At 68.4% G+C, this 20,349-nt stretch carries 21 protein-coding genes; 11 read left to right on the plus strand and 10 right to left on the minus strand.

Going from position 1 to position 20,349, the window contains the following annotated elements:
• Positions 1 to 114: 114 nt before the first annotated feature.
• Both ACXN5S_RS15715 and ACXN5S_RS15720 read left to right on the plus strand, forming a co-directional pair.
• Positions 115 to 447, plus strand: coding sequence for a DUF952 domain-containing protein (locus ACXN5S_RS15715; RefSeq protein WP_458606409.1), 333 nt, complete (start codon positions 115 to 117; stop codon positions 445 to 447).
• A gap of 2 nt (positions 448 to 449) precedes the next feature.
• The gene (locus ACXN5S_RS15720) at positions 450 to 1,556 is read left to right on the plus strand and encodes a quinone-dependent dihydroorotate dehydrogenase (protein WP_458606410.1); all 1,107 of its coding nucleotides are present in this window, start codon (positions 450 to 452) and stop codon (positions 1,554 to 1,556) included.
• On the opposite strand, the gene ACXN5S_RS15725 is transcribed toward ACXN5S_RS15720, so the two are convergent.
• From ACXN5S_RS15725 to ACXN5S_RS15735, 3 genes are read right to left on the minus strand one after another with little or no spacing between them, the layout of a single operon-like run.
• Positions 1,553 to 2,914, minus strand: a complete 1,362-nt coding sequence (locus ACXN5S_RS15725; RefSeq protein ID WP_458606411.1) for an MATE family efflux transporter — start codon at positions 2,912 to 2,914, stop codon at positions 1,553 to 1,555. The two genes, ACXN5S_RS15720 and ACXN5S_RS15725, sit on opposite strands and share 4 nt — an antisense overlap.
• 2 nt (positions 2,915 to 2,916) lie before the next feature.
• The gene (locus ACXN5S_RS15730; RefSeq protein WP_458606412.1) at positions 2,917 to 3,405 is read right to left on the minus strand and encodes a PaaI family thioesterase; all 489 of its coding nucleotides are present in this window, start codon (positions 3,403 to 3,405) and stop codon (positions 2,917 to 2,919) included.
• Positions 3,405 to 3,896, minus strand: coding sequence for a PaaI family thioesterase (locus tag ACXN5S_RS15735; protein WP_458606413.1), 492 nt, complete (start codon positions 3,894 to 3,896; stop codon positions 3,405 to 3,407). The genes ACXN5S_RS15730 and ACXN5S_RS15735 overlap by 1 nt, the downstream gene beginning before the upstream one ends.
• A gap of 119 nt (positions 3,897 to 4,015) precedes the next feature.
• Between ACXN5S_RS15735 and ACXN5S_RS15740 the strand changes: the two genes are divergently transcribed.
• The 9 genes from ACXN5S_RS15740 to ACXN5S_RS15780 all read left to right on the plus strand — a co-directional run bounded on the left by ACXN5S_RS15740 (position 4,016) and on the right by ACXN5S_RS15780 (position 13,366).
• Positions 4,016 to 4,396: a MerR family transcriptional regulator gene (locus ACXN5S_RS15740; RefSeq protein WP_458606414.1), complete on the plus strand. Its 381-nt coding sequence runs from the start codon at positions 4,016 to 4,018 to the stop codon at positions 4,394 to 4,396.
• Positions 4,397 to 4,686: 290 nt separating this feature from the next.
• Positions 4,687 to 5,082, plus strand: coding sequence for a MerR family transcriptional regulator (locus ACXN5S_RS15745; protein WP_458606415.1), 396 nt, complete (start codon positions 4,687 to 4,689; stop codon positions 5,080 to 5,082).
• A gap of 30 nt (positions 5,083 to 5,112) precedes the next feature.
• Positions 5,113 to 6,891 (plus strand): acyl-CoA dehydrogenase C-terminal domain-containing protein, encoded by a 1,779-nt coding sequence (locus ACXN5S_RS15750; RefSeq protein WP_458606416.1) that lies wholly within the window; start codon positions 5,113 to 5,115, stop codon positions 6,889 to 6,891.
• A gap of 60 nt (positions 6,892 to 6,951) precedes the next feature.
• Positions 6,952 to 7,164, plus strand: coding sequence for a hypothetical protein (locus ACXN5S_RS15755; RefSeq protein ID WP_458606417.1), 213 nt, complete (start codon positions 6,952 to 6,954; stop codon positions 7,162 to 7,164).
• A 294-nt stretch (positions 7,165 to 7,458) separates the two neighbouring features.
• A complete protein-coding gene (locus tag ACXN5S_RS15760; protein WP_458606418.1) occupies positions 7,459 to 8,100 on the plus strand; it encodes a glutathione S-transferase family protein in 642 nt (213 codons plus the stop codon).
• A gap of 10 nt (positions 8,101 to 8,110) precedes the next feature.
• Positions 8,111 to 9,322, plus strand: a complete 1,212-nt coding sequence (locus ACXN5S_RS15765) for an acetyl-CoA C-acetyltransferase (protein WP_458606419.1) — start codon at positions 8,111 to 8,113, stop codon at positions 9,320 to 9,322.
• Positions 9,322 to 9,795: a cupin domain-containing protein gene (locus ACXN5S_RS15770; protein ID WP_458606420.1), complete on the plus strand. Its 474-nt coding sequence runs from the start codon at positions 9,322 to 9,324 to the stop codon at positions 9,793 to 9,795. Before ACXN5S_RS15765 ends, ACXN5S_RS15770 begins: the two co-directional genes overlap by 1 nt.
• Positions 9,796 to 9,799: 4 nt before the next feature.
• Entirely contained in the window at positions 9,800 to 12,007 is a 2,208-nt protein-coding gene (locus ACXN5S_RS15775) for a 3-hydroxyacyl-CoA dehydrogenase NAD-binding domain-containing protein (RefSeq protein WP_458606421.1), read from the plus strand.
• Positions 12,008 to 12,349: 342 nt separating this feature from the next.
• Entirely contained in the window at positions 12,350 to 13,366 is a 1,017-nt protein-coding gene (locus ACXN5S_RS15780; protein ID WP_458606422.1) for a hypothetical protein, read from the plus strand.
• A 60-nt stretch (positions 13,367 to 13,426) separates the two neighbouring features.
• On the opposite strand, the gene ACXN5S_RS15785 is transcribed toward ACXN5S_RS15780, so the two are convergent.
• From ACXN5S_RS15785 to ACXN5S_RS15815, 7 genes are all read right to left on the minus strand, one after another.
• Positions 13,427 to 14,884, minus strand: a complete 1,458-nt coding sequence (locus tag ACXN5S_RS15785; protein WP_458606423.1) for an SPOR domain-containing protein — start codon at positions 14,882 to 14,884, stop codon at positions 13,427 to 13,429.
• A 155-nt stretch (positions 14,885 to 15,039) separates the two neighbouring features.
• A complete protein-coding gene (locus tag ACXN5S_RS15790; protein ID WP_458606424.1) occupies positions 15,040 to 15,522 on the minus strand; it encodes a hypothetical protein in 483 nt (160 codons plus the stop codon).
• Positions 15,519 to 16,178 carry a TetR/AcrR family transcriptional regulator gene (locus ACXN5S_RS15795; RefSeq protein WP_458606425.1) on the minus strand — a complete coding sequence of 220 codons (660 nt, stop codon included), beginning with the start codon at positions 16,176 to 16,178 and terminating at the stop codon, positions 15,519 to 15,521. The genes ACXN5S_RS15790 and ACXN5S_RS15795 overlap by 4 nt, the downstream gene beginning before the upstream one ends.
• Positions 16,179 to 16,255: 77 nt before the next feature.
• Positions 16,256 to 16,888 carry a uracil phosphoribosyltransferase gene (gene upp / locus ACXN5S_RS15800; protein WP_458606426.1) on the minus strand — a complete coding sequence of 211 codons (633 nt, stop codon included), beginning with the start codon at positions 16,886 to 16,888 and terminating at the stop codon, positions 16,256 to 16,258.
• Positions 16,885 to 17,868 carry an adenosine deaminase gene (locus ACXN5S_RS15805; protein ID WP_458606427.1) on the minus strand — a complete coding sequence of 328 codons (984 nt, stop codon included), beginning with the start codon at positions 17,866 to 17,868 and terminating at the stop codon, positions 16,885 to 16,887. The genes upp and ACXN5S_RS15805 overlap by 4 nt, the downstream gene beginning before the upstream one ends.
• The gene (locus ACXN5S_RS15810; RefSeq protein WP_458606428.1) at positions 17,865 to 19,049 is read right to left on the minus strand and encodes a phosphopentomutase; all 1,185 of its coding nucleotides are present in this window, start codon (positions 19,047 to 19,049) and stop codon (positions 17,865 to 17,867) included. Before ACXN5S_RS15810 ends, ACXN5S_RS15805 begins: the two co-directional genes overlap by 4 nt.
• On the minus strand, positions 19,046 to 20,347 hold the full coding sequence (locus tag ACXN5S_RS15815; protein ID WP_458606429.1) for a thymidine phosphorylase: 1,302 nt from the start codon (positions 20,345 to 20,347) through the stop codon (positions 19,046 to 19,048). Before ACXN5S_RS15815 ends, ACXN5S_RS15810 begins: the two co-directional genes overlap by 4 nt.
• Between the last annotated feature and the right edge of the window lie 2 nt (positions 20,348 to 20,349).

A 20,349-nucleotide genomic window follows, 5' to 3' on the forward strand; every position in this document is an offset into this window, starting at 1 on the left:
GCTTGGGCGCCGAAGGCCCGTGCGTCAACGCCGCGCCACTCGCATGAGAGAATGACCCTGGCGTGACGCTACGCCCGCTTGACCGCTGCTGAATGCGCAGGCAGGACCGGAAACATGTTGATCTACAAAATTTTGCGTGGCCCCGAGTGGGCCGAGTTGCAGCAGGAGGGCACCAGCCCGGGCGCCCCCATCGACGTGTCTGACGGGTTCGTGCACTTCTCGACCGCCGCCCAGGCGCAGGAGACGGCGGCCAAGCATTTTGCCGGCGAAGAGGGGCTGTGGCTGCTGACGCTGGAGGCCGACGAGCTCTCGCCCTTGAAGTGGGAGCCGTCGCGCGGCGGCCAGCTTTTCCCCCATCTCTACGGCCCGCTGCGGATGGAAGACGTCAAGGATGCGGTGCCCCTGCCTTTCGAGGCGGGCGCCCACAGGTTTCCTCCCCTAGCATGAAGATGAAAGACGCCGACGCCGAAAACGGAATTTGGGATGTGCTCTACGACCGCGTCGGCAGAGTGCTGGACAAATCCGCTTTGGCCATCACCCACCGGATGGAGCCTGAGGCCGGCCACAAACTGGCCATCCGCGCCCTGCGCATCGGCTTCGGCCCCTGCATCGGCCCCATCACATCCAGTCGCCTGACGACGAGCGTCGGCGGGCTGGTGCTGCCCAACCCCCTGGGCCTTGCCGCCGGGTTCGACAAGAACGGCGAGACGCTCGACGCGCTCACCCGCATGCCCTTCGGCTTTTCCGAGATCGGCGCCATCACGCCCCGGCCGCAACCGGGCAACCCCTCGCCCCGCCTGTTCCGGCTGAAGGAAGACCGCGCCGCGATCAACCGCTTCGGCTTCAACAATTGCGGGATGGAAGATGTCGCCAGCCGCCTCGCCTGGCGGCTGCCGGGGGTGCTGGGCCTCAACATCGGGGCCAACAAGGACAGCACCGACAGGGCCGCCGATTTCGCCGCCGTCCTGCGCCGCTGCGGCGATCTCGTCGATTTCGTCACCATCAACGTCTCTTCCCCCAATACCGAGCGGCTGCGCGACCTTCAGGGCAAGGAGGCGCTGGCTCAACTCCTGGAGCAGGTCATGGCCGCCCGCGCCGAGCTGTCGACCATCCTGCCCGTCTTCCTGAAGATCGCCCCCGACCTGACCGAGGCGGAGCTGGAAGACATTGCCGAGCTGGCGGAGCGGACACGTCTGTCCGGCATCATCGCCACCAACACCACCCTCTCGCGCGACGGCCTGCGCTCACCGCTGGCCCGCGAGAAGGGCGGCCTGTCGGGCCAGCCGCTGTTCGAGCGCTCGACCCGCATTCTGGCGCAGCTGGCCGGCATGACCACGCTGCCGCTGATAGGCGTCGGCGGTGTCGCGAGCGCCGAGCAGGCATATGCCAAGATCCGCGCCGGCGCATCGGCGGTGCAGATGTACACGGCGCTGGTCTACGGCGGGCTCAACCTGCCGCAGGAGATCATCGAAGGGCTCGACGCCCTGCTGGAGCGCGACGGCTTTGCCAATGTGCGCGAGGCCGTGGGCACCGACCGCGAGCGCTGGCTGGCCTAGGCAGCCATCGCCGGCGTGATGCTGGCCTCCAGCTTCGGATAGCGCAGGCCCAGCGTCACGGCGCGGGCGATGAAGAAGGTCATCATCGCGGCCCAGAGCCCGTGGTTGTCGAAGAGCGGGATCAGCACGGCCAGCGCCGCCAGATACACCAGCCCCGCCTCCAGCATCGCCCGCCGCATCGCGCGCGTCCATGTCGCGCCGATGAAGATGCCGTCGAGCATCCACGAGGCGATGCCGAAGAGCGGCGACAGCGCCGCCCAGAACAGGAAGTGCCCGCCCGCCTCGCGCACCTCTGGCGAGGTGGACATGATGGCGATCAGCGCGCCGCCGCCGAACCAGAAGGCCAGCGCCAGCGGCACCGACAGGCCGACGCCCCAGGCGCCGGTCATGATAGCCGCACGGCGGAAGGCGGGCCGGTTGCCGGCGCCCAGCGCCGCCCCCACCAGCGCCTCGGCCGCGAAGGCGAAGCCGTCGAGCGCGAAGGCGGTGATCTGCAGGAATTGCATCAGCACCTGATTGGCGGCCAGCACCACGTCGCCCTGCCCCGCCCCGAGGAAGAGGAAGGTGGTGAAGCCGGCCTGCAGGATGACCGAGCGGATCATGATATCCGTGTTGACGCTGATCATCCGGCGGATGCGGGCGCGGTCGAAGATGCGCACCCAGTCGCGCCACTGATCGCCGGCGAAGGCGGCGCGGCAGAGCCACAGCCCCAGCGCCAGCCCCGACCATTCCGCCAGCAGCGTCGCCGCCGCCACACCGCCCACGCCCCAGCCGAAGCCGAGCACGAAGACGAGGTCGAGCACGATGTTGAGGCCGTTCATCCACAGCTGCAGCATGAGCACGCCGCGCGTCCGCTCCATCGCGATCAGCCAGCCGGTGACGGCGTAGATCGAGATTGCCGCCGGCGCGCCCCAGATGCGGATGGCCAGATATCGGCGCGCCAGCCCCTCCACCTCGGCCGAGGCGGGCGCCAGCTTGAAGGCGAGCCAGAAGATGCCAACCTGGGCGAGGATGAACACCAGCCCGGCCCCGCAGCCGATCATCAGGGCGCGCATCAGCAGCGCCCCCGTCTCGCCCGTGTCGCCGCCGCCGCGGGCCTGCGCCACAAGGCCGGTGGTGCCCATGCGCAGGAAGCCGAAGATCCAGTAGATCGACGACAGGATCACCGCGCCGAGGCCCACCGCCCCGATCGGCGCCGCCATCCCGAGCTGGCCGACCACGCCGGTATCAACCGCGCCGAGGATCGGCACCGTCGCGTTCGACAGCACGATGGGCAGCGCGATGGCCAGAATGCGCCTGTGCGACAGCTGCACGGGTTTCGGCTTCGGTTCCGCCCCCTCGGCGACGGTCTCAGCCACGCTCAGCCCTCATGCGCGGGCATCAGAAAGTGCCCGCTACCCTGGGCGATCAGCCGACCGCGATTGTCTTGCCAGGCCTCGACATGCACCGAGGCATAGCGCCGGCCCGAGCGGTTTACCCGGGCGCGCGCATAAGCGTCGCGCGGCAGGCCGGGGCGCAGGTAATCGGTGGTGAAATCGATGGTCTTCGGCAGCTTCGGCGGTGCCTCTTCGGGCAGATTGCCGGCCTCCATCTCTTCCCAGGCGAAGGCCCAGGCCAGCTCGATGATGGCCGAGACCTCCAGGAATGCCGCTGTCACACCGCCATGCAGGGCCGGCACCATCGGATTGCCGATCAGCATGTCCTGATAGGGCAGCACGGCGGTCAGCTCATCGCCGCGCCTGTCGAAGCGGATGCCGAGGAAGCGCATGTAGGGCACGCCAGAAACGAGCCGCCCCAGCGCCGCATCCCGCCGCGCCTTGATCACCTGAACCGGTTCATGCTGCGCCATCACCTCGTCTCCACCGTGAAGGCGCCGGTGGCGGCGGCGACGGCCCGGCCCAGATCGTCATCGAAGGCTTCGGCCCGCACGAAGGCGACGGTGCGGGTGATGTGATAGCATTCCGCCCGCGCCACGATCCGCTGCCCCGGCGTGGCGCTGCGCATGTAATCGATCCGCAGATCGAGCGTCGCGGTGCCCGAGGGGCATTCGGGATGCGCCATCACAGCCGCGCCCGAGCAGGTGTCCATCAGGGCAGAGACCGCGCCGCCGTGGATGACACCCGTCGCCGGGTCACCCACCAGCCGCTCGTCCCAGGGCATGGCGATCTCGGCCGTGCCGGCGCCGATGGTCAGCAGTGACAGGCCCAGCGCCCGCCCGTGCGGCAGCCCCTCGATGAAGGCCCGCGCGATGCGCTCGCGGCGCTCCTGCGTCGCCTGATCCGGCGCCTCGCCTGCTGCGCCGGCGCCCTCGCGCCCGGCGCCATGTTCCGCCCCTGCCATCCCGGTCTCCCTTCGCGGGGAGACTTCCCCATCCACCCGGCCGCTGCAAGAGGCCGACGCGCCCCGCGCCTTGTTGCCGCGAAGGCATGGCGGGGCTACGTTTGGGGTGGAGGTCCTGCATGCCCGAGCCCGATACCGAGCCCAGACTGTCGTTCAAGGAGATGTGCGCGCGTTTCGACGTCACGCCGCGCACCCTGCGCTATTACGAATATATCGAGCTTCTCTCGCCCGAGCGGGAGGGCCGCTCGCGCTTCTACGGCAGCAAGGAAATCGCCCGGATGACGCTTATCCTGCGCGGGCGCCGCTTCGGCTTTGCGCTGGAAGACATCCGCCAGTGGCTGCTGATCTACGAGCGTGAGGGCACCGAGGCGCAGATGCGCCGCTGGCTCGAACTGGCCGACACGCAGCTCGACGAACTCGCCCAGCAGCGGGCCCAGCTCGATGAGACGATCGACGCACTGCAATCGCTTCGCGAAGAGACGGCGCGCTCGCTCTCCTGACGGCTACTCGCCGGCTGAACGGGGCGCTTTTTCCAGCGTTTTCAGCGAGACCAATGGTCGCAGGCGCGGCATTCCGCAGATCGGCGCGCGCGAGGGCGGGCCGGAAAGCCGCGAAATCCGGCCCTTACAAATCAACCAGTTAATCGGTTTACCTCGGGCCGCCCCGGTTCGTGACCTGAGGTCACAGCCTTCGCGGCCGCTCGCGGTATTTACGTTAAGGTCAAGGCGCCCCTATCTTCCGCCCGAAAAGGTTGTAGACGGGCGCCTTCCCGCTGCAACGAGAAACGGACATGACGGAAGAAACCATGACAATCCGTGAGATGTGCGAGGCGTTCGACGTGACCCCCCGTACCTTGCGGTTCTATGAATCGAAGGAGCTGATCAGCCCCATCCGGCAAGGCACGCGCCGCCTCTATACCAAGCGCGAACGGGCCCGGCTGACGCTGATCCTGCGCGGCAAACGCTTCGGCTTTTCGCTCGAAGAGATCCGCCAGCTTCTGGAACTCTACTATGTCGACGGCCAGACGCAGATTGCGCGCGCCGTCGAAGCCGCTCGCGCGCATCTCGACCGGATGGTGCGCCAGCGCGACGAACTGGCCACGGCCATCGCTGATCTCGAAGCCCTCATCGCGCAGGGCGAAAAGGATCTCGAAGGCAAGGGGCCGCCCATCGCCCAGGCCAGCTGAGGCTGGCCGACCTTCGCACGGAGAGACCCTATGCCGAGTTACACCGCCCCGATCGAAGATATGCAGTTCGTTCTGCATGATCTGCTGAAGATTTCGGACAAGGACGTGCCCGGCTACGCGGATCTCGACCGTGATTTCACCGCCGCCATTCTGGAGGAGGCCGGCAAGGTGGCCCGCGACGTGCTCGCCCCGCTCAACGCGGTGGGCGACAGCCAGGGCTGCGTGCTGGAGAATGGGGTGGTGCGCACACCCGATGGCTTCAAGGAAGCCTTCGACACGATGCGGGATGGAGGCTGGACAGCCATCGACGCGGCCGAGGAATTCGGCGGCCAGGGCCTGCCATATGTGATGCACACGGCGGTCAACGAGCCCTTCGTTTCGGCCAACATGGCCTTCAACATGTACCAGGGCCTCACGCATGGCGCCTATACGGCGATCCTCGCGCATGGCTCCGACGACCAGAAGGCCTTCTACCTGCCGCGCCTCGCCTCGTGCGAATGGACGGGCACGATGAACCTGACCGAGCCGCATTGCGGCACCGATCTGGGCCTGATGCGTACCAAGGCGGAGCCACAGGGCGACGGAAGCTACAATATCACCGGCCAGAAGATCTTCATCTCCTCCGGCGATCACGACATGGCGGACAACATCGTCCACCTCGTGCTGGCGAAGATCCCCGGCGGCCCCGAGGGCACCAAGGGCATCTCGCTCTTCATCGTGCCGAAATTCCTGCCCCATGACGACGGCTCGCTCGGCGACCGCAACGCGGTGTCGGTGGGCAAGATCGAAGAGAAGATGGGCATCCACGGCAATTCGACCTGCGTGATGAACTACGATGGCGCCAAGGGCTGGCTGCTCGGCGAAGAGCACAAGGGCATGCGCGCCATGTTCACTATGATGAACGAGGCCCGCATGGGCGTGGGCCTGCAGGGCTACGCCCAGGGCGAGGCTGCCTACCAGGCCGCCCTCGCCTACGCGAAGGACCGCCTGCAGGGCCGTGCCGTCACCGGCGCGGAGAACCCCGAAGGGCCGGCCGATCCGCTGATCGTGCACCCCGACATCCGTCGCAATCTGATGGACATGAAGTCCTTCGCCGAAGGGGCCCGCGCGCTCACCTATTGGGGCGCCTCGCTGATCGACGCCTCGCACAAGTCGGGCGATGCCGAGGCTGAAGCGCTGGTCTCGCTGCTCACGCCGGTGATCAAGGGCTTCCTGACCGACAAGGGCTTCGAGATGGCCACCGCCGCCCAGCAGGTCTACGGCGGGCATGGCTATATCGAGGAATGGGGCATGTCGCAGTTCGCCCGCGATGCCCGCATCACCATGATCTACGAGGGCGCCAACGGCATCCAGGCGCTCGATCTCGTCGGCCGCAAGCTCGCCGCCAATGGCGGCAAGACGGTCATGGGGTTCTTCGAGATGATCAAGAGCTTCTGCGCCGAGAACAAGGGCAACGAGACGCTGGACGCCGGCTTCCTCGAGCCGCTGAAGGCCGCCTCGAAGGATCTGCAGGCGGCGGCGATGTTCTTCATGCAATCGGGCATGAAGAACCCCAATGCCGCCCTCGCCGGCTCTTACGACTTCATGCACATGATGGGGCATGTCTGCCTCGGCTACATGTGGGCGCAGATGGCCAAGGCCGCCGGCGAGGCGCTGCAGGCCGGCACCGGCAACCGCGACTTCTACGAGGCGAAGCTGGCCACGGGCCGCTACTACATGGCACGCCACCTGCCGGCGACGAAGATGCACCTGGCCCGCATCGAAAGCGGCGCCGAGCCGGTGATGGCGCTGACCGAAGACGCGTTCTAGGCTATGCTCGGCGGGGCGGCCTGGGCCGCCTCCGCTCGCAGCCCTTCCGAGGTCGCCCCGATGCCCAAACGCCTTCGCCTCACCCGCCGCTTCCCCGTCGCGATGACGGAGGACGGCTACCGCCGCCTCAAGCGCTTCGCGCGCGAAGCGGGGCTGGACGAGGGCGAGGCGCTGTCGTTTCTCTTCGAGAATTTCGACAGCGTGATGGATGAGGAGAAGCTTCCCCACCGGCTGCGGCTGTTCAACCTTGAGCTGGAAGAGCGGAAGAAGTGACCTCAGGCGCTCTCCTCCAAGCCTCGGCGCGCGTGGAGAGGTCGGAGCCTCCGGCGGGGATATTTGAAGAAAAGCGAGGACAAGAGCTCGCGCTCAGACCGTCCCGTCTCTCCTCAAGGAGATCAGGAACGGCCCTCGCTTTTCACGGTCATCGGCTTCCCAGCCTGTCCCGTGCGCCAAGCCTCACCCAACCTTGGTTTACAGGCGGTAAATGCCCCCTCGCTTTTCTGGAAATATCCTCCAGGGGGTGCGGGGGATGGAAAATCCCCCGCTGTTGAAACGGAGACCACACGCATGACAGCTCAGCTCTATTGCTTCGGTGAAAGCGGCCATTCCTACAAGGTGGCGCTCGCCATGGCGCTGACCGAAACGCCGTTCGAGCCCGTCTTCGTCGATTTCTTCAATGGCGAGACGCGCACCCCCGCCTTCCGCGACAGCCTCAACGTCATGGGCGAGTGCCCCGTCTATGTCGACGGAGAGCTCAAGCTCACCCAGTCCGCCACCATCCTCCTCCACCTCGTGGAGCAGACGGGCCGGTTTGGCTGGGCCACCCCCGAGGAGCAGGCCGAGGTGATGCGCTGGATGTTCTGGGACAATCACAAGATGTCAGCCCAGGTCGGCATGCTGCGCTATCTGATGAACTTCCTGCCTGAGGCGAAGCGCAGCGACGAGATCACCGCCTATGTGCAAGGCCGGGTGAAGGGCGCGCTGAAGGTGCTGGAGGCCGCACTCGCCGAACGCGACTGGATCGCAACGTCACAAGAGGTTTCCATCGCGGATCTGAGCTGTTGCTCCTATCTCTTCTACCCGGAACCGTTCGGTTTTGCCCGAACGGACTGGCCGAATATCGACGCCTGGCTCGACAGGATCGCCGCCCTCCCCGGATGGGCGCATCCCTATGAACTGATGCCGGGCAACCCGTCCGATCGGGCGTGAAGGAGGACATATGACCGAGGCCTATATCTACGATTCCGTCCGCACCCCGCGCGGCAAAGGCCGCAAGGACGGCGCGCTGCAGGAGGTCACCTCCGTGCGCCTGTCCGCCGGCCTGCTCGATGCGCTGAAGGAGCGCAACCGGCTGGAGGGCCATGTCGTGGAAGACGTGATATGGGGCAACGCCACGCAGGTCGGCGAACAGGGCGGCTGCCTGGCCCGCACCGCCGTGCTGGCCTCGCAGCTTGATGAGCGCATCCCGGGCCTGTCGATCAACCGCTTCTGCGCCAGCGGCATGGAGGCGGTGAACCTCGCCGCCAACCAGGTGCGCGGCGGCGCGGGCGAAGGCTACATCGCCGGCGGGGTCGAGATGATGGGCCGGGTGCCGATGAGCTCCGACGGCGCAGCCGTGGCGGTGGACCCGACGGTGGCCATGGGCCGCTATTTCGTGCCGCAGGGCATCTCGGCGGATATCATCGCCACCGAGTACGGCATCACCCGCGAGGAGGCCGACGCCTACGCGGTGCAGAGCCAGCAGCGCGCGGCGGAAGCCTGGGCCGAGAACCGGTTCGAGAAGTCCATCGTGCCGGTGAAGGACATCAACGGCCTGACCATCCTCGACCGTGACGAATACATGCGCCCCGACACCACCGTCGAGGCGCTTGGCGCGCTCAAGGCCTCGTTCAAGGAGATGGGCGAGACGATGCCCGGCTTCGACAAGGTCGCGCTGATGAAATACCCGCATCTGGAGGCGATCAACCACATCCACCACGCCGGCAACTCCTCTGGCATCGTGGACGGCGCCGCGGGCCTGCTCATCGGCTCCAAGGCCTTCGGCGAGGCCCACGGGCTCACCCCCCGTGCCCGCATCAAGTCCACCGCCAAGATCGGCACCGACCCGACCATCATGCTCACCGGCCCCGTCCCGGTGACGGAGAAGATCCTTGCCGACAGCGGCATGTCCATCGGCGACATCGATCTCTTCGAGGTCAACGAGGCCTTCGCCGCCGTCGTCCTGCGCTTCCTGCAGGCGTTCCAGCTCGATCAGAGCAAGGTCAACGTCAACGGCGGCGCTATCGCCATGGGCCACCCGCTCGGCGCCTCGGGCGCCATCATCCTCGGCACCCTTCTGGATGAGATGGAACGGCGCGACCTCTCCACCGGCCTCGCCACGCTCTGCGTCGCCTCCGGCATGGGGGCTGCCACGATCATCGAGCGGGTCTGATGGCAGTCTTTCGCAAGGGCAGCGGCACGCCGGTCACCCCCGGCCCCGCCTACCCCGCGCCGTACACCATGCCGGGCGGCGCGCTGACCTATACGCATCTCTCCGATCCCGGCGGGCTGACCCAGTTCGGCATCGCGCTCGAAACCCTGCACCCCGGCGGGCAATCGAGCCAGATGCACTGGGAGAGCCATGAAGACGAGTTCTGCTACCTCTTGGAGGGCGCGATGACCGTCGTGGAGGATGGCGAGGAAACCGTCATCCACCCCGGCGACTGGGTCTGCTGGAAGGCCGGCACGCCGGTGGCGCATTGCCTGCGCAACCACACGGCGGCGCCGGCGACTTATCTGATCCTCGGCGCCCGCGACGCGCGCAACATCTGCACCTATCCCGGGCTCGACATGCTCGGCACGGCCAATGGCCACACCCATCTCGACGGCACGCCCTATGAGGCGCAGCCGCAAGCGGAGGAGTAACCTCATGAGCGATTTCAACTACGAGGTCGATGAGAGCGGCGTTGCCGTCATCACCTGGGACGTCCCGAACAAGAGCATGAACGTGCTCAGCCTCGACGGTGTCGAAGAACTCTCGGGCCTGATCGACAAGGCGCATGGCGACGAGGCGGTGAAGGGCATCGTCATCACCTCCGGCAAGAAAGACTTCGCCGGGGGGATGGATCTCAACGTCATCGCCAAGATGAAGGACAGCGCCGGCGACAATCCGTCGCAGGGCCTCTTCGACGGCATCATGGGCTTTCACCGGCTGGAGCGGAAGATCGAGCTCGCCGGAATGGACCCCAAAACCAAGAAGGGCGGCAAGCCCACCGTCGCGGCGCTCCCCGGCACCGCACTCGGCATCGGGCTGGAGATCCCGCTCTCCTGCCACCGCCGCATCCTCGCCGATAACCCCAAGGCCAAGATCGGCCTGCCGGAGATCAAGGTCGGCATCTTCCCCGGCGCCGGCGGCACCACCCGCCTCGTGCGCATGATGGGCGCCATGGGCGCCTCGCCCTTCTTGCTGCAGGGCAAGCTCAGCGACCCCAAGGCCGCGAAGTCCGCCGGGCTGGTGGACGAGGTCGTTCCCGCCGATGAGCTGCTCGCCCGCGCCAAGGAGTGGGTGCTGAATGCCACCGAGGCGGACTGCGTGAAGCCGTGGGACCAGAAGGGCTACAAGCTGCCCGGCGGCGCCCCGTTCCACCCGGCGGGCTTCCAGACCTTCGTCGGCGCCTCGGCCATGGTGAACGGGCAGACCTGGGGGGCCTTCCCGGCGGCCAAGGCGATGCTCTCGGCCATCTACGAAGGCGCGATGGTCGATTTCGACACCGCCCTCAGGATCGAGGCGCGCTGGTTCACCAACGTCCTGATGAACCCCTCCAGCAGCGCCATGATCCGCTCGCTCTTCATCAACAAGGAGGCGCTGGAGAAGGGCGCCAACCGCCCCGAGGCGCCCGACCAGAGGGTCGCCAAGCTCGGCGTCCTCGGCGCCGGCATGATGGGCGCGGGCATCGCCTATGTCGCCGCCAACGCCGGCATCGAGGTGGTGCTGATCGACCAGGAGCAGGCCTCCGCCGACCGGGGCCGCGCCCATGCCGAGGGCATCCTCGACAAGGGCATCAGCCGCAAGAAGGTGACGCCAGAGGGCAAAGCCGAGGTGCTGGGCCGCATCAACGCCACCACCGAGCTGGAGGCGCTCTCAGGCTGCGACCTGATTGTGGAAGCCGTCTTCGAAGACCCGGGCGTGAAGGCCGAGATCACGAAAAAGGTGCAGAAGATCATCGGCCCCGACTGCATCTTCGCGACCAACACCTCCACCCTGCCGATCACCCAGCTGGCGGGCGCTTTCGAGCGGCAGGAGGATTTCATCGGCATCCACTTCTTCTCGCCCGTCGACAAGATGCTGCTGGTGGAGATCATCAAGGGCGAGAAGACGGGTGACCGCGCCGTCGCCAAGGCGCTCGATTTCGTCCGCCAGATCCGCAAGACGCCGATCGTCGTCAACGATGCCCGCTTCTTCTACGCCAACCGCTGCATCATCCCCTACCTCAACGAGGGCGCCCGGATGGTGACGGAGGGCGTGGCCCCCGCGCTGGTGGAACACGCCGCGCAGCTGGTGGGCATGCCGCTCGGGCCGCTGCAGCTGATCGACGAGACCTCCATCGACCTCGCGGTGAAGATCTCGAAGGCCACCAAGGCCGGCATGGGGGATCAATACCCGGCCGACATGGCCCCGGTGGACGACCTGATGTTCTGGCTGGCGGACGAAGGCCGCCTGGGCCGCAAGGCAAAGGCCGGCTTCTACAGCTACGACGAGAAGGGCAAGCGCACCGGCCTCTGGGACGGGCTCGCCGCCCGCCACCCGGTCGCCAGCGACCAGCCCGAGGTCACCGAGGTCCAGCACCGCCTGCTCATGGCGCAGGTTCTTGAGGCGGTGCGGGCGCTGGAAGAGGGCGTGCTCACCGACATCCGCGAAGGCGATGTCGGCGCCATTCTCGGCTGGGGCTTCGCGCCCTGGTCGGGCGGGCCCTTCTCCTGGCTCGACATCCTCGGCGCCGCGCGCGCGGTGGAGATTTGCGACGAGCTCACCGCAGAGCATGGCGAGCGGTTCGAGGCGCCAGCGCTGCTGCGAGAGATGGCCGACAAGGGCCAGAGCTTCTTCGGTCGGTTCGGCCCGGAAGCCCAGGCGGCCTGAGCCTAGTGCAGACCCCCGGGGGGCTGTCTGCCCCCCGGCCCCCCCCGAGAGTATTTCGAAGAAAGCGAGGGGGCCCGTAACCTCTTGTTTACCACGATCGAAGATAGTCGAGGAGTGGGACAGGCTGCGAATATGGTCGCCGGGAAGGGTGAGAGCCGGCTCTGATCTCTTCAGGGCGGGAAGCTCGGTCCAAGCGCGCTCTTGTCCTCGCTTTTCTTCAAATATCCCCGCCGGAGGCTCCGACCCCTCCAGTAGCGCCACCGCTGCGGCGCGGGGCGGCACTTCCGCTTTCCCCTGCCGCCGCCGCACTCTATGCTTCGATGAAAAGAAGGGGTGCGGGCAGTGACGGCCCTCTCACAATATCAGCGGCTTGAATCGAGCGGGCTGTGGCGTGCCGACAGCATGTCGCAGCGGCGGGAGGCCTTCGTCTCGTTCGGCGACGCCACGCTTGTCATCGCCGACCCGAACGGGCGGCCGATCACGCATTGGTCGCTGCCCGCCATCGAGCGGCAGAACCCCGGCACCCGCCCCGCGATCTACACCCCCGGCCCCGAATCCGGCGAGAGCCTCGAGATCGAAGAGCCGCTGATGATCGACGCCATCGAACAGGTGCGCGGCGCTCTGGCGAAGAGCCGGCCCAAGCGCGGGCGGCTGCGGTTTCTCGGCCTTGGCACCTTCGTTGTGGCGGTACTGGCGGTGCTGATCTTCTGGCTGCCCGGCGCCCTGCAGCGGCAGACGCTTGCCGTCGTGCCCATGGCCAAGCGGCTGGAGATCGGCGCGAGCCTGCTCGGCCATGTGCAGCGGCTTGCCGGCTCGTCCTGCCGCGATCCGCTCGGCCAGCGCGCGCTGGTGACGCTGCAGCAGAGGCTACTCGGCGGCGAGGGTGCGGGTCAGCTGGTGGTGCTGCCCGAGGGGCCGGATTTCGGCATCATCCTGCCCGGGCGGATCGTCCTGCTCTCCGAGGCGATGATCGAGATGGCCGACGAGGCCGCTATCCCGGCGGGGCACGCGCTCACCGCCTGGATTTCGCGGCAGGAGGACGACCCGATGGAGGCGCTCCTCAAGGACGCCGGCCTTGGCGCCACGCTGACGCTGCTCACCACCGGCGACCTGCCGCCCGATGCCATCGCCGAGCATGCCGCCCATCTGCTGGAGGTGCCGCCGGAGCCTGCCACCCGTGCCGAGCTGGCCGCCGGGTTCGAGGCCGAGGGGATGAGCTTCGCTGCCTGGGCCGCGCGGGTCGACCCGGAGGGCGCGCGCTTTGGCGAGAGCACCGGGCCGGTGCCCAACGCGCTCGCCCGCGTGCCGCTGCTGACGGATGCCGACTGGATCGCGCTCAAGGGCATCTGCCAGGGCTGAACAGCAAACGGCCCGGCGGATCTCTCCACCGGGCCGCTCATCTGCCTCAGATATACCGTCCTACCGGACGTAAGCGTCGCCGTAGCCCGCACTTCGCGCGGCGCCGAGCGCGCCCTGCAGGGCGCTGGAGCTGGAGAAGGGGCCGGCGGCGACGGCCTGCAGCGTGCGGCCGCCGGAGTTCACCTGCATCACGCCAACCGGCAGGCCCATTGCCGCCAGCCGCGCCACGGCGCGTTGAGCATTGGCCGGGTCGCCATAGGTGCCGACCTGCACGTAGCGGCCCGAAACTGCCGGCTGGGCCGACACCGGCTGAACCGGAGCGGGCGCAGGGGCCGCCACCTGGGCCGGCGGGGCCGAGGAGGTCGACAGATGTGCCGCACCCTGGGGCGCCACGACGACCTGCGTCGTCGTCGGCAGGCCGCGGTAGAAGTTGATGCGCCCATCGTCCCAGACCCGCTCATAGCCCGCCGGCGGCGTGCTCGGCACCTGGCCGACGACGGGGTTCGAGACGGGAGCCGGGGCGCCGAAGGTCGACAGGGTGCCCGCCCCCCCGCCAGCGGCCGCCACGCCCGAGCCGGCGTTGTGCGGCGACTGGGCCTGCGGGCCGCAGCGCACGGGCAGGCCGCCGCCGCCGGTGAGGAAGGCGTCATAGGAGAAGCTGCCCGAGGGGCAGGCCGCGGCGAGCGCTGCCGGCAGCGGAGCGGGAGCGCCCTGCACGACCACGGTGGTCTGCGCCTGGGCCGCCACCGTGACCGGAGCGGGCTGGCCGGCGGGGGCGGGTATGGTGGGATAGACGGGCGCCGCGGGGGCCGGAGCCGTCGCCACCATCACAGGTGCGGGGGCCGGGGTCGGGCACATGATGGGCGCGCCGGTCGCCTGGTTGATGAGCAGCCGCCCGTCGGCCACCTCGGCGCAGGCCTGCGCGACAGTCAGGCGGCGCAGCGCCGGCATCTCCACCGCCGGGGCGGCGGCAGGCGTGGGCGCGATCGGGGCCATGGCTGGCACCAGCATGGTCGGCGCCGGAAGCGAGGCCGAGCCGCAATCGACGGGCTCGCCGGTCGAGGCGAGGATCATATTGGCCTGCACGCCGCTGCGGCCCTCACAGGCCATGGCCAGCGTCATCCGGCGCGGCTCGTCCGCCTCTGGCATGGGGGTGATGGCGGGGCTGAGCGGGGCGGCCACCGGGGTGGGCGCCGGTGCGGGGGCCGTCTGCGCCGGTGCAGCGGCGGGCACGCTGCCGGGGCTCTCTTCCAACCCGGGGAGGCCGAAGAAGCCCTCCGGCTGGCCCGGCGCGATGCCGGCCGGCTGAGGGCTGTCGAAGGTGGGCACGAAGCCGCAGAGCTTCTGACGCCGGGGGTTGAGGCGCGGCACCCATTCCAGGGCCCCGCCGATACCGGCGCGGATGAAGGCGCAGCCCTCGGAATCGACATATTGATTGCCGGTGTAATTGGCGGGCGGAAACTCGGCCGGGATGAAATCCTGCGCCATCAGCGCGGCGGGCGAGGCCCCCAGCGCCAAGGCGAAAACAGTAGCAATTCGTACGCGTTCCATAGCAGCCCCCACTACATGTAGCGTCAAAATGGCGGAACGGACCCAGCAAGTAAAGCGCTGCCTCGCCGGGACAGGTCATCGCCTGAGCGCAAAGGTGCCCCGGTTCCTGCCCGCGTCAACGCCTAGCGGGCCGACATTGTCGCAAAGACGACGATGGCCAGGCCCAGCACCGCCGCACCGATCACCAGCCAGGCCGGCAACCGCGGCCCGGCGACGCCGCTGCTGCCCGCTGTACGGAGTGCGACCGCGCCCACCGCCATCGTGGCGATGCCGAGGATCGTGCCGACCCATTCCAGAGTGAGCAGCGTCGGCGACATGGGCGCCTCGGAGATCGGGAAGACATGTGCCAGATCGAGACCGTAGACCGCCACGTAGCAGGCGCCGGCGGTGAGGGGCGCCCAGCCCGCGCGCCCGGTGCGCCAGCTCCGCCAGGCCAGCACGAAGCTGCTCAACCCCAGCAAGGTGAGGAAGATGTTGAATCCCGTGAGCACGGCCACGCTGTAGCCAGGGAAGCTGCGCGTTTCGACCAGCCCGCCCGGGATCATGAGCGTCAGGTTGATCGCGCTGAGGGCCAGGAGGACGGCGAGGAGGCGAACACGGGTCATGGCAGACGGCCTTCGGAGTTGTTTGGGGGAATGAGGGGCGCCGCGAGCAGCGAGAAGGCGCGTTGCGACAGCTCCGCCTCGGCCTCGTCCGGCAGCGCGGCGGCGTTGAGGGCAAACCAGCGGTCGATCGTGGCGACGAGGCTGAGGACCACATCGATGAGCAGCGATTGCGGCAGGTCGTCTCGCACGGCGCCCAGCGCCTGCCCCGCTTCGAGAAGCTCTCCTATGGCATCGCGGAGGGCCGTGAATGGGGCGGCGAAGGCCTGTTGCGCCGGGATTTCTAGGTGGAGCGTGCGCAGCAGGGCAGCGAGGGCCTCGTCGGCCTGCAGGATTTGGGTCAGCCGCCCCGACAGCGCGGCAAGCTCGGCCCAATAACCCGCCGCGTCGGGGGCAGAGAGCGCGCCGCCGAGCTGACCGAGCAGCGCGTGACGCGCCAGCCGCCGTTCCAGCGTGGCGCGGAAGAGCTCTGCCTTGTCGGCGAAGTAGTGATAGGTGCGGCCCTTGCTCTCGCCGGCCTGCGCCACGATCCGGTTGAGCGACGCCGCGTCGAAGCCGCGGGCGCAGAACTCTGCTTCCGCCGGGTCGAGCCAGCGCGCCCGGGCCTCGTCGCTCAGGGCCTCGAACCGCTCCCGCGCAGCTGTCGTCTGGTTCGGCAAGGCACGCCCCCGGAGGTTGATCCGGATGCGGATTTAGACCGGTGGTCTAAAGGTGTCAATGGGCGGCGGGAGGCGCCCTACTTCGTGCCGAACATCCGGTCGCCGGCATCGCCGAGGCCCGGCACGATATAGCCGTGATCGTTGAGATACCGGTCCACCGCCGCCGTCACGATGGGCACATCGGGATGCGCCTCGCGCATGCGGGCGATGCCTTCGGGCGCGGCCAGCAGGCACATGAAGCGGATGTTGGTCGCCCCCGCCTCTTTCACCAGGTCGATAGCGGCGGCGGAGGAGTTGCCCGTCGCCAGCATCGGGTCGACCACGATGGTCAGCCGCTCGTCGAGATTGCCGGGCAGCTTGCTGTAATACTGCACGGGCTTGAGCGTCTCGGGGTCGCGGTAGAGGCCGACGAAGCCCACCCTCGCCGCCGGGATCAGCTCGAGCACGCCATCGAGCAGGCCGTTGCCGGCGCGCAGAATCGAGATGAGGGCGAGCTTCTTGCCCTCGATCATCGGCGCGTCCATCTCCTCCAGCGGAGTCTCGATGCGCTCGGTCGTCATCGGCAGGTCGCGGCTGATCTCGTAGGCCAGAAGGTGGCTGATCTCGCGGAGCAGGCGGCGGAAGCTGTTGGTCGAGGTGCCGACCTTCCGCATCAGGCTCAGCTTGTGCTGCACCAGGGGGTGGTCGACGATCGTCACGCCTTCAGTCATCGTTTCAGCCTTTCCTTCACCGCATCCCGCGTCTCTTCCTCGCAGAAAGCCGCGGCGAGGGCCACATCGGTCAGCTCGCGAAAATCCTCTTCACCCCAGCCGAAGGTCTTCTCGAGTCCCTCGAATTCTTTCGACATCGTGGTGTGGAAGTAGGGCGGGTCGTCGGTAGAGATGGTCACCTTCACCTCGCGCTCGCGCAGCTCGGCGATGGGGTGGCTTGCCCAGCCCTTCACGGCGCCGAGGATCACGTTGGAGCCGGGACAAACCTCCAGCACCACGCCGTCCTCCGCCAGCCGCTCGCAGAGCGCCCGGTCGTTCACCGCCGAGATACCGTGGCCGATGCGCGAGGGACGAAGGTCGCGCAGCGTGTCGGCCACCATGTCGGGTCCGCCCCATTCGCCGGCGTGGCAGGTGAGGTGCAGGCCCGCCTCGCGCGCCATGTCGAAGCTGTAGGCGTAGTCGCCGGGCCGGCCGACAAGCTCGGCCCCGGCCATGCCGAAGCCGGTGATGAAGCGCCCCTTGGTCTCTGCCGCGCAGAGGGCGGCCGTCTTGGCCTGCTCCGGCCCGAAATGGCGGATGCAGGTGATGATGCCGCGCATGGTGATGCCGAGTGTCTCCTCGGCCTCGGCGGCGGCATCCTCGATGGCGGCAAGATAGTCGCGCCACGCCGCCACCTCGCCGCCGCCGCAGAAATCGGGCGACAGGAACGCTTCGGTGTATACGACACCGTGGGACGCGCTCTCCTCCAGCACCGCGAGGGTCAGGCGGCGGAAATCTTCGGGGCTTTGCAGCGTGGTGCAGGCGGCCTCATAGGCTTTGAGGAAATGCTCGAACCCCTCGTAGCGATAGCCGCCCTGCTCATCGAACAGGCCGGAGAGGTCGATGTTCTTCTCCTTGGCCAGCCCGCGAATGAAGGCCGGAGGCGCCGCGCCTTCCAGATGCAGATGCAGCTCGACTTTCTTGAACTCGCGCCAGCTCACGGGTTCACCCCCAGATGGCCCGCCACCAGCTTCGCCACGTCGACATAGGCCATTTGCCCCAGCTCCTTGTTCCCCAGCCCCCAGGCGATCACCGGCACGCGCTCGCGCGTATGGTCCGTGCCGGTGAAGGTGGGGTCATTGCCATGATCTGCCGTCACCACCAGCAGGTCGCCCTCGCGCAGCGCGGCGATCACCCGCGCCAGCTCGGCGTCGAACCATTCGAGGTGCCGCGCATAGCCGCTGACATCGCGGCGGTGGCCGTAAAGGCTGTCGAACTCGACGAAATTGGCGAAGGTCAGCGAGCCCTCCTCCGCCGTCGCGGCGAGGCGCTGCAGATCGCCCATCAGGCTCTCGTCCGGCCCCTTGGTGACATCGTCGATGCCCTGCATCGAGAAGATGTCGCCGATCTTTCCGACGGCATGCACGGACCGGCCCGCCTTGGACACCCAGTCGCAAAGCGTCGGGCTGGGCGGAGCGATGGCGTAGTCGCGCCGGTGGGAGGTTCGCTTGAAGGTCTGCGGGGTGTCGCCGAGGAACGGCCGTGCAATGACCCGGCCGATCTTCATGGCATGCAGCGTCGGCGCCAGATCCTCGCAGAGCGTCAGCAGCCGCTCCAGCCCGAAGGTCTCTTCATGCGCGGCGATCTGGAAGACGCTGTCGACAGAGGTGTAGCAGATCGGCCAGCCGGTGCGCAGATGCTCTTCGCCGTATTGCTCGATCACCGTCGTGCCCGATGCGTGGCAATTGGCCAGCGTGCCCTCGGTGCCGGCGAGGCGGGCCACCTGCTCCATCAGCTCCGGCGGGAATGCCGGCTGCTCATTCGGGAAGTAGCCCCAGTCCCACGGCACCGGCACGCCGGCGAGCTCCCAATGACCCGAGGGCGTGTCCTTGCCGGGGCTCACCTCGGTCGCCGCGCCCCAGGCGCCGGTGACCTCGGCGCCGAACGGGTCGGCCATGCCGGAGGCGAGCTCCAGCGCCTGCCCGAGGCCCAGCGCCGCCATGTTGGGCAGGCGGAGCGGGCCGCTTCGCCCCTCCTCCGCCTCGCCGCGCGCGCAGGCCTCGGCAATATGGCCGAGCGTGTTTGCGCCGGTGTCGGGCGTCTCGCCGTTGAAGAACTCGGCGGCATCCGGCGCGCCGCCGATGCCCACGCTGTCGATCACCACCAGAAACGCCCGGCTCATGGCACCACCTCTTCCAGAACAAGAGGCGCCTCCTGCGGCGGCGCCTCCCCCAATGTGATCGCCGCGCGCACCGCCTGGGCGGCGGCGAATGCGCTTTCCTCATCCGCCGCATGCAGCAGGCAGAGGGGCGCGCCCTTCTCGACCCGCGTGCCGAGCGGGGCGATGTCGGACAGGCCAACCGTGGGGTCAATCTTGTCGCTCTCCACCTGCCGCCCGCCGCCGAGGGCGACGACGGCATGGCCCAGCGCCTCGCCATCGATGGCGGTGACATAGCCACCCTCGGGCGCCGTCACATCGCCGATGATCTTGGCTGCGGGAAGATGGGTGCGCCAATCCTCCGCCATGTCCGGCGGCCCGCCCATCTCGGCCAGCATGGCGCAGAAGCGCTCCAGCGCCCGGCCAGAGGCGATGGCATCGGCCACTTTTGCCTCGCCGTCGGGGATACCGCCGAGCAGCAGCGCCCGCCCGGCCAGCGCGACGGTGAGGTCATGCAGGCGGGGCGCGGCGGCTCGCCCCTCGGTCAGCACGCCCATGCAAACGGCGACCTCCAGCGCGTTGCCCATGGCGGGGGCGAGCGGCTGAGACATGTCGGTGATCAGCGCCTCCGTCGGGCAACCGGCGCCGGTGCCGGTGCCGGTGAGCGCCACGGCCAGCGCGCGGGCCTCCTCAGCGGTCTTCATGAAGGCGCCAGAGCCGCATTTGACGTCGAGCACCAGCGCATCCAGCCCCGCCGCCAGCTTCTTCGACAGGATCGAGGCGGTGATGAGATCGATGCTCTCCACCGTGCCGGTCACGTCGCGGATCGCGTAAAGCCGCCTGTCCGCCGGGGCGATCTCGCCCGTGGCGCCGACGATGGCGCAGCCGACCTGCGCCGTGATCTCGCGCAGGCGCCATTCGTCGACCTGCGTCGAGACGCCGGGCACCGCTTCGAGCTTGTCGAGCGTGCCGCCGGTATGGCCAAGCCCCCGGCCCGAGATCATCGGCACATAGGCCCCACAGGCCGCCAGCGCCGGGGCGAGCAGCAGCGACACCGGATCGCCGACGCCGCCGGTGGAATGCTTGTCGATCACCGGGCCCGGCAGATCCCATTTCAACACATGGCCCGAATCGCGAAAGCCCGCCGTCAGCGCCACGCGGCCGTCTTCACCGAGGCCGCGCAGCATCACCGCCATGGCGAAGGCCCCCCCCTGCGCGTCGGAGACGTCGCCATTGGCGAGCCCCGCGGCAAAGCGGGCCAGCGCCCTCTCGGGCAGCGCCTCGCCCCGGCGGACAGCGGCGATCAGCGCGCGCGGCTCCATGC

This window comes from Pseudoroseicyclus sp. H15, from assembly GCF_054353345.1.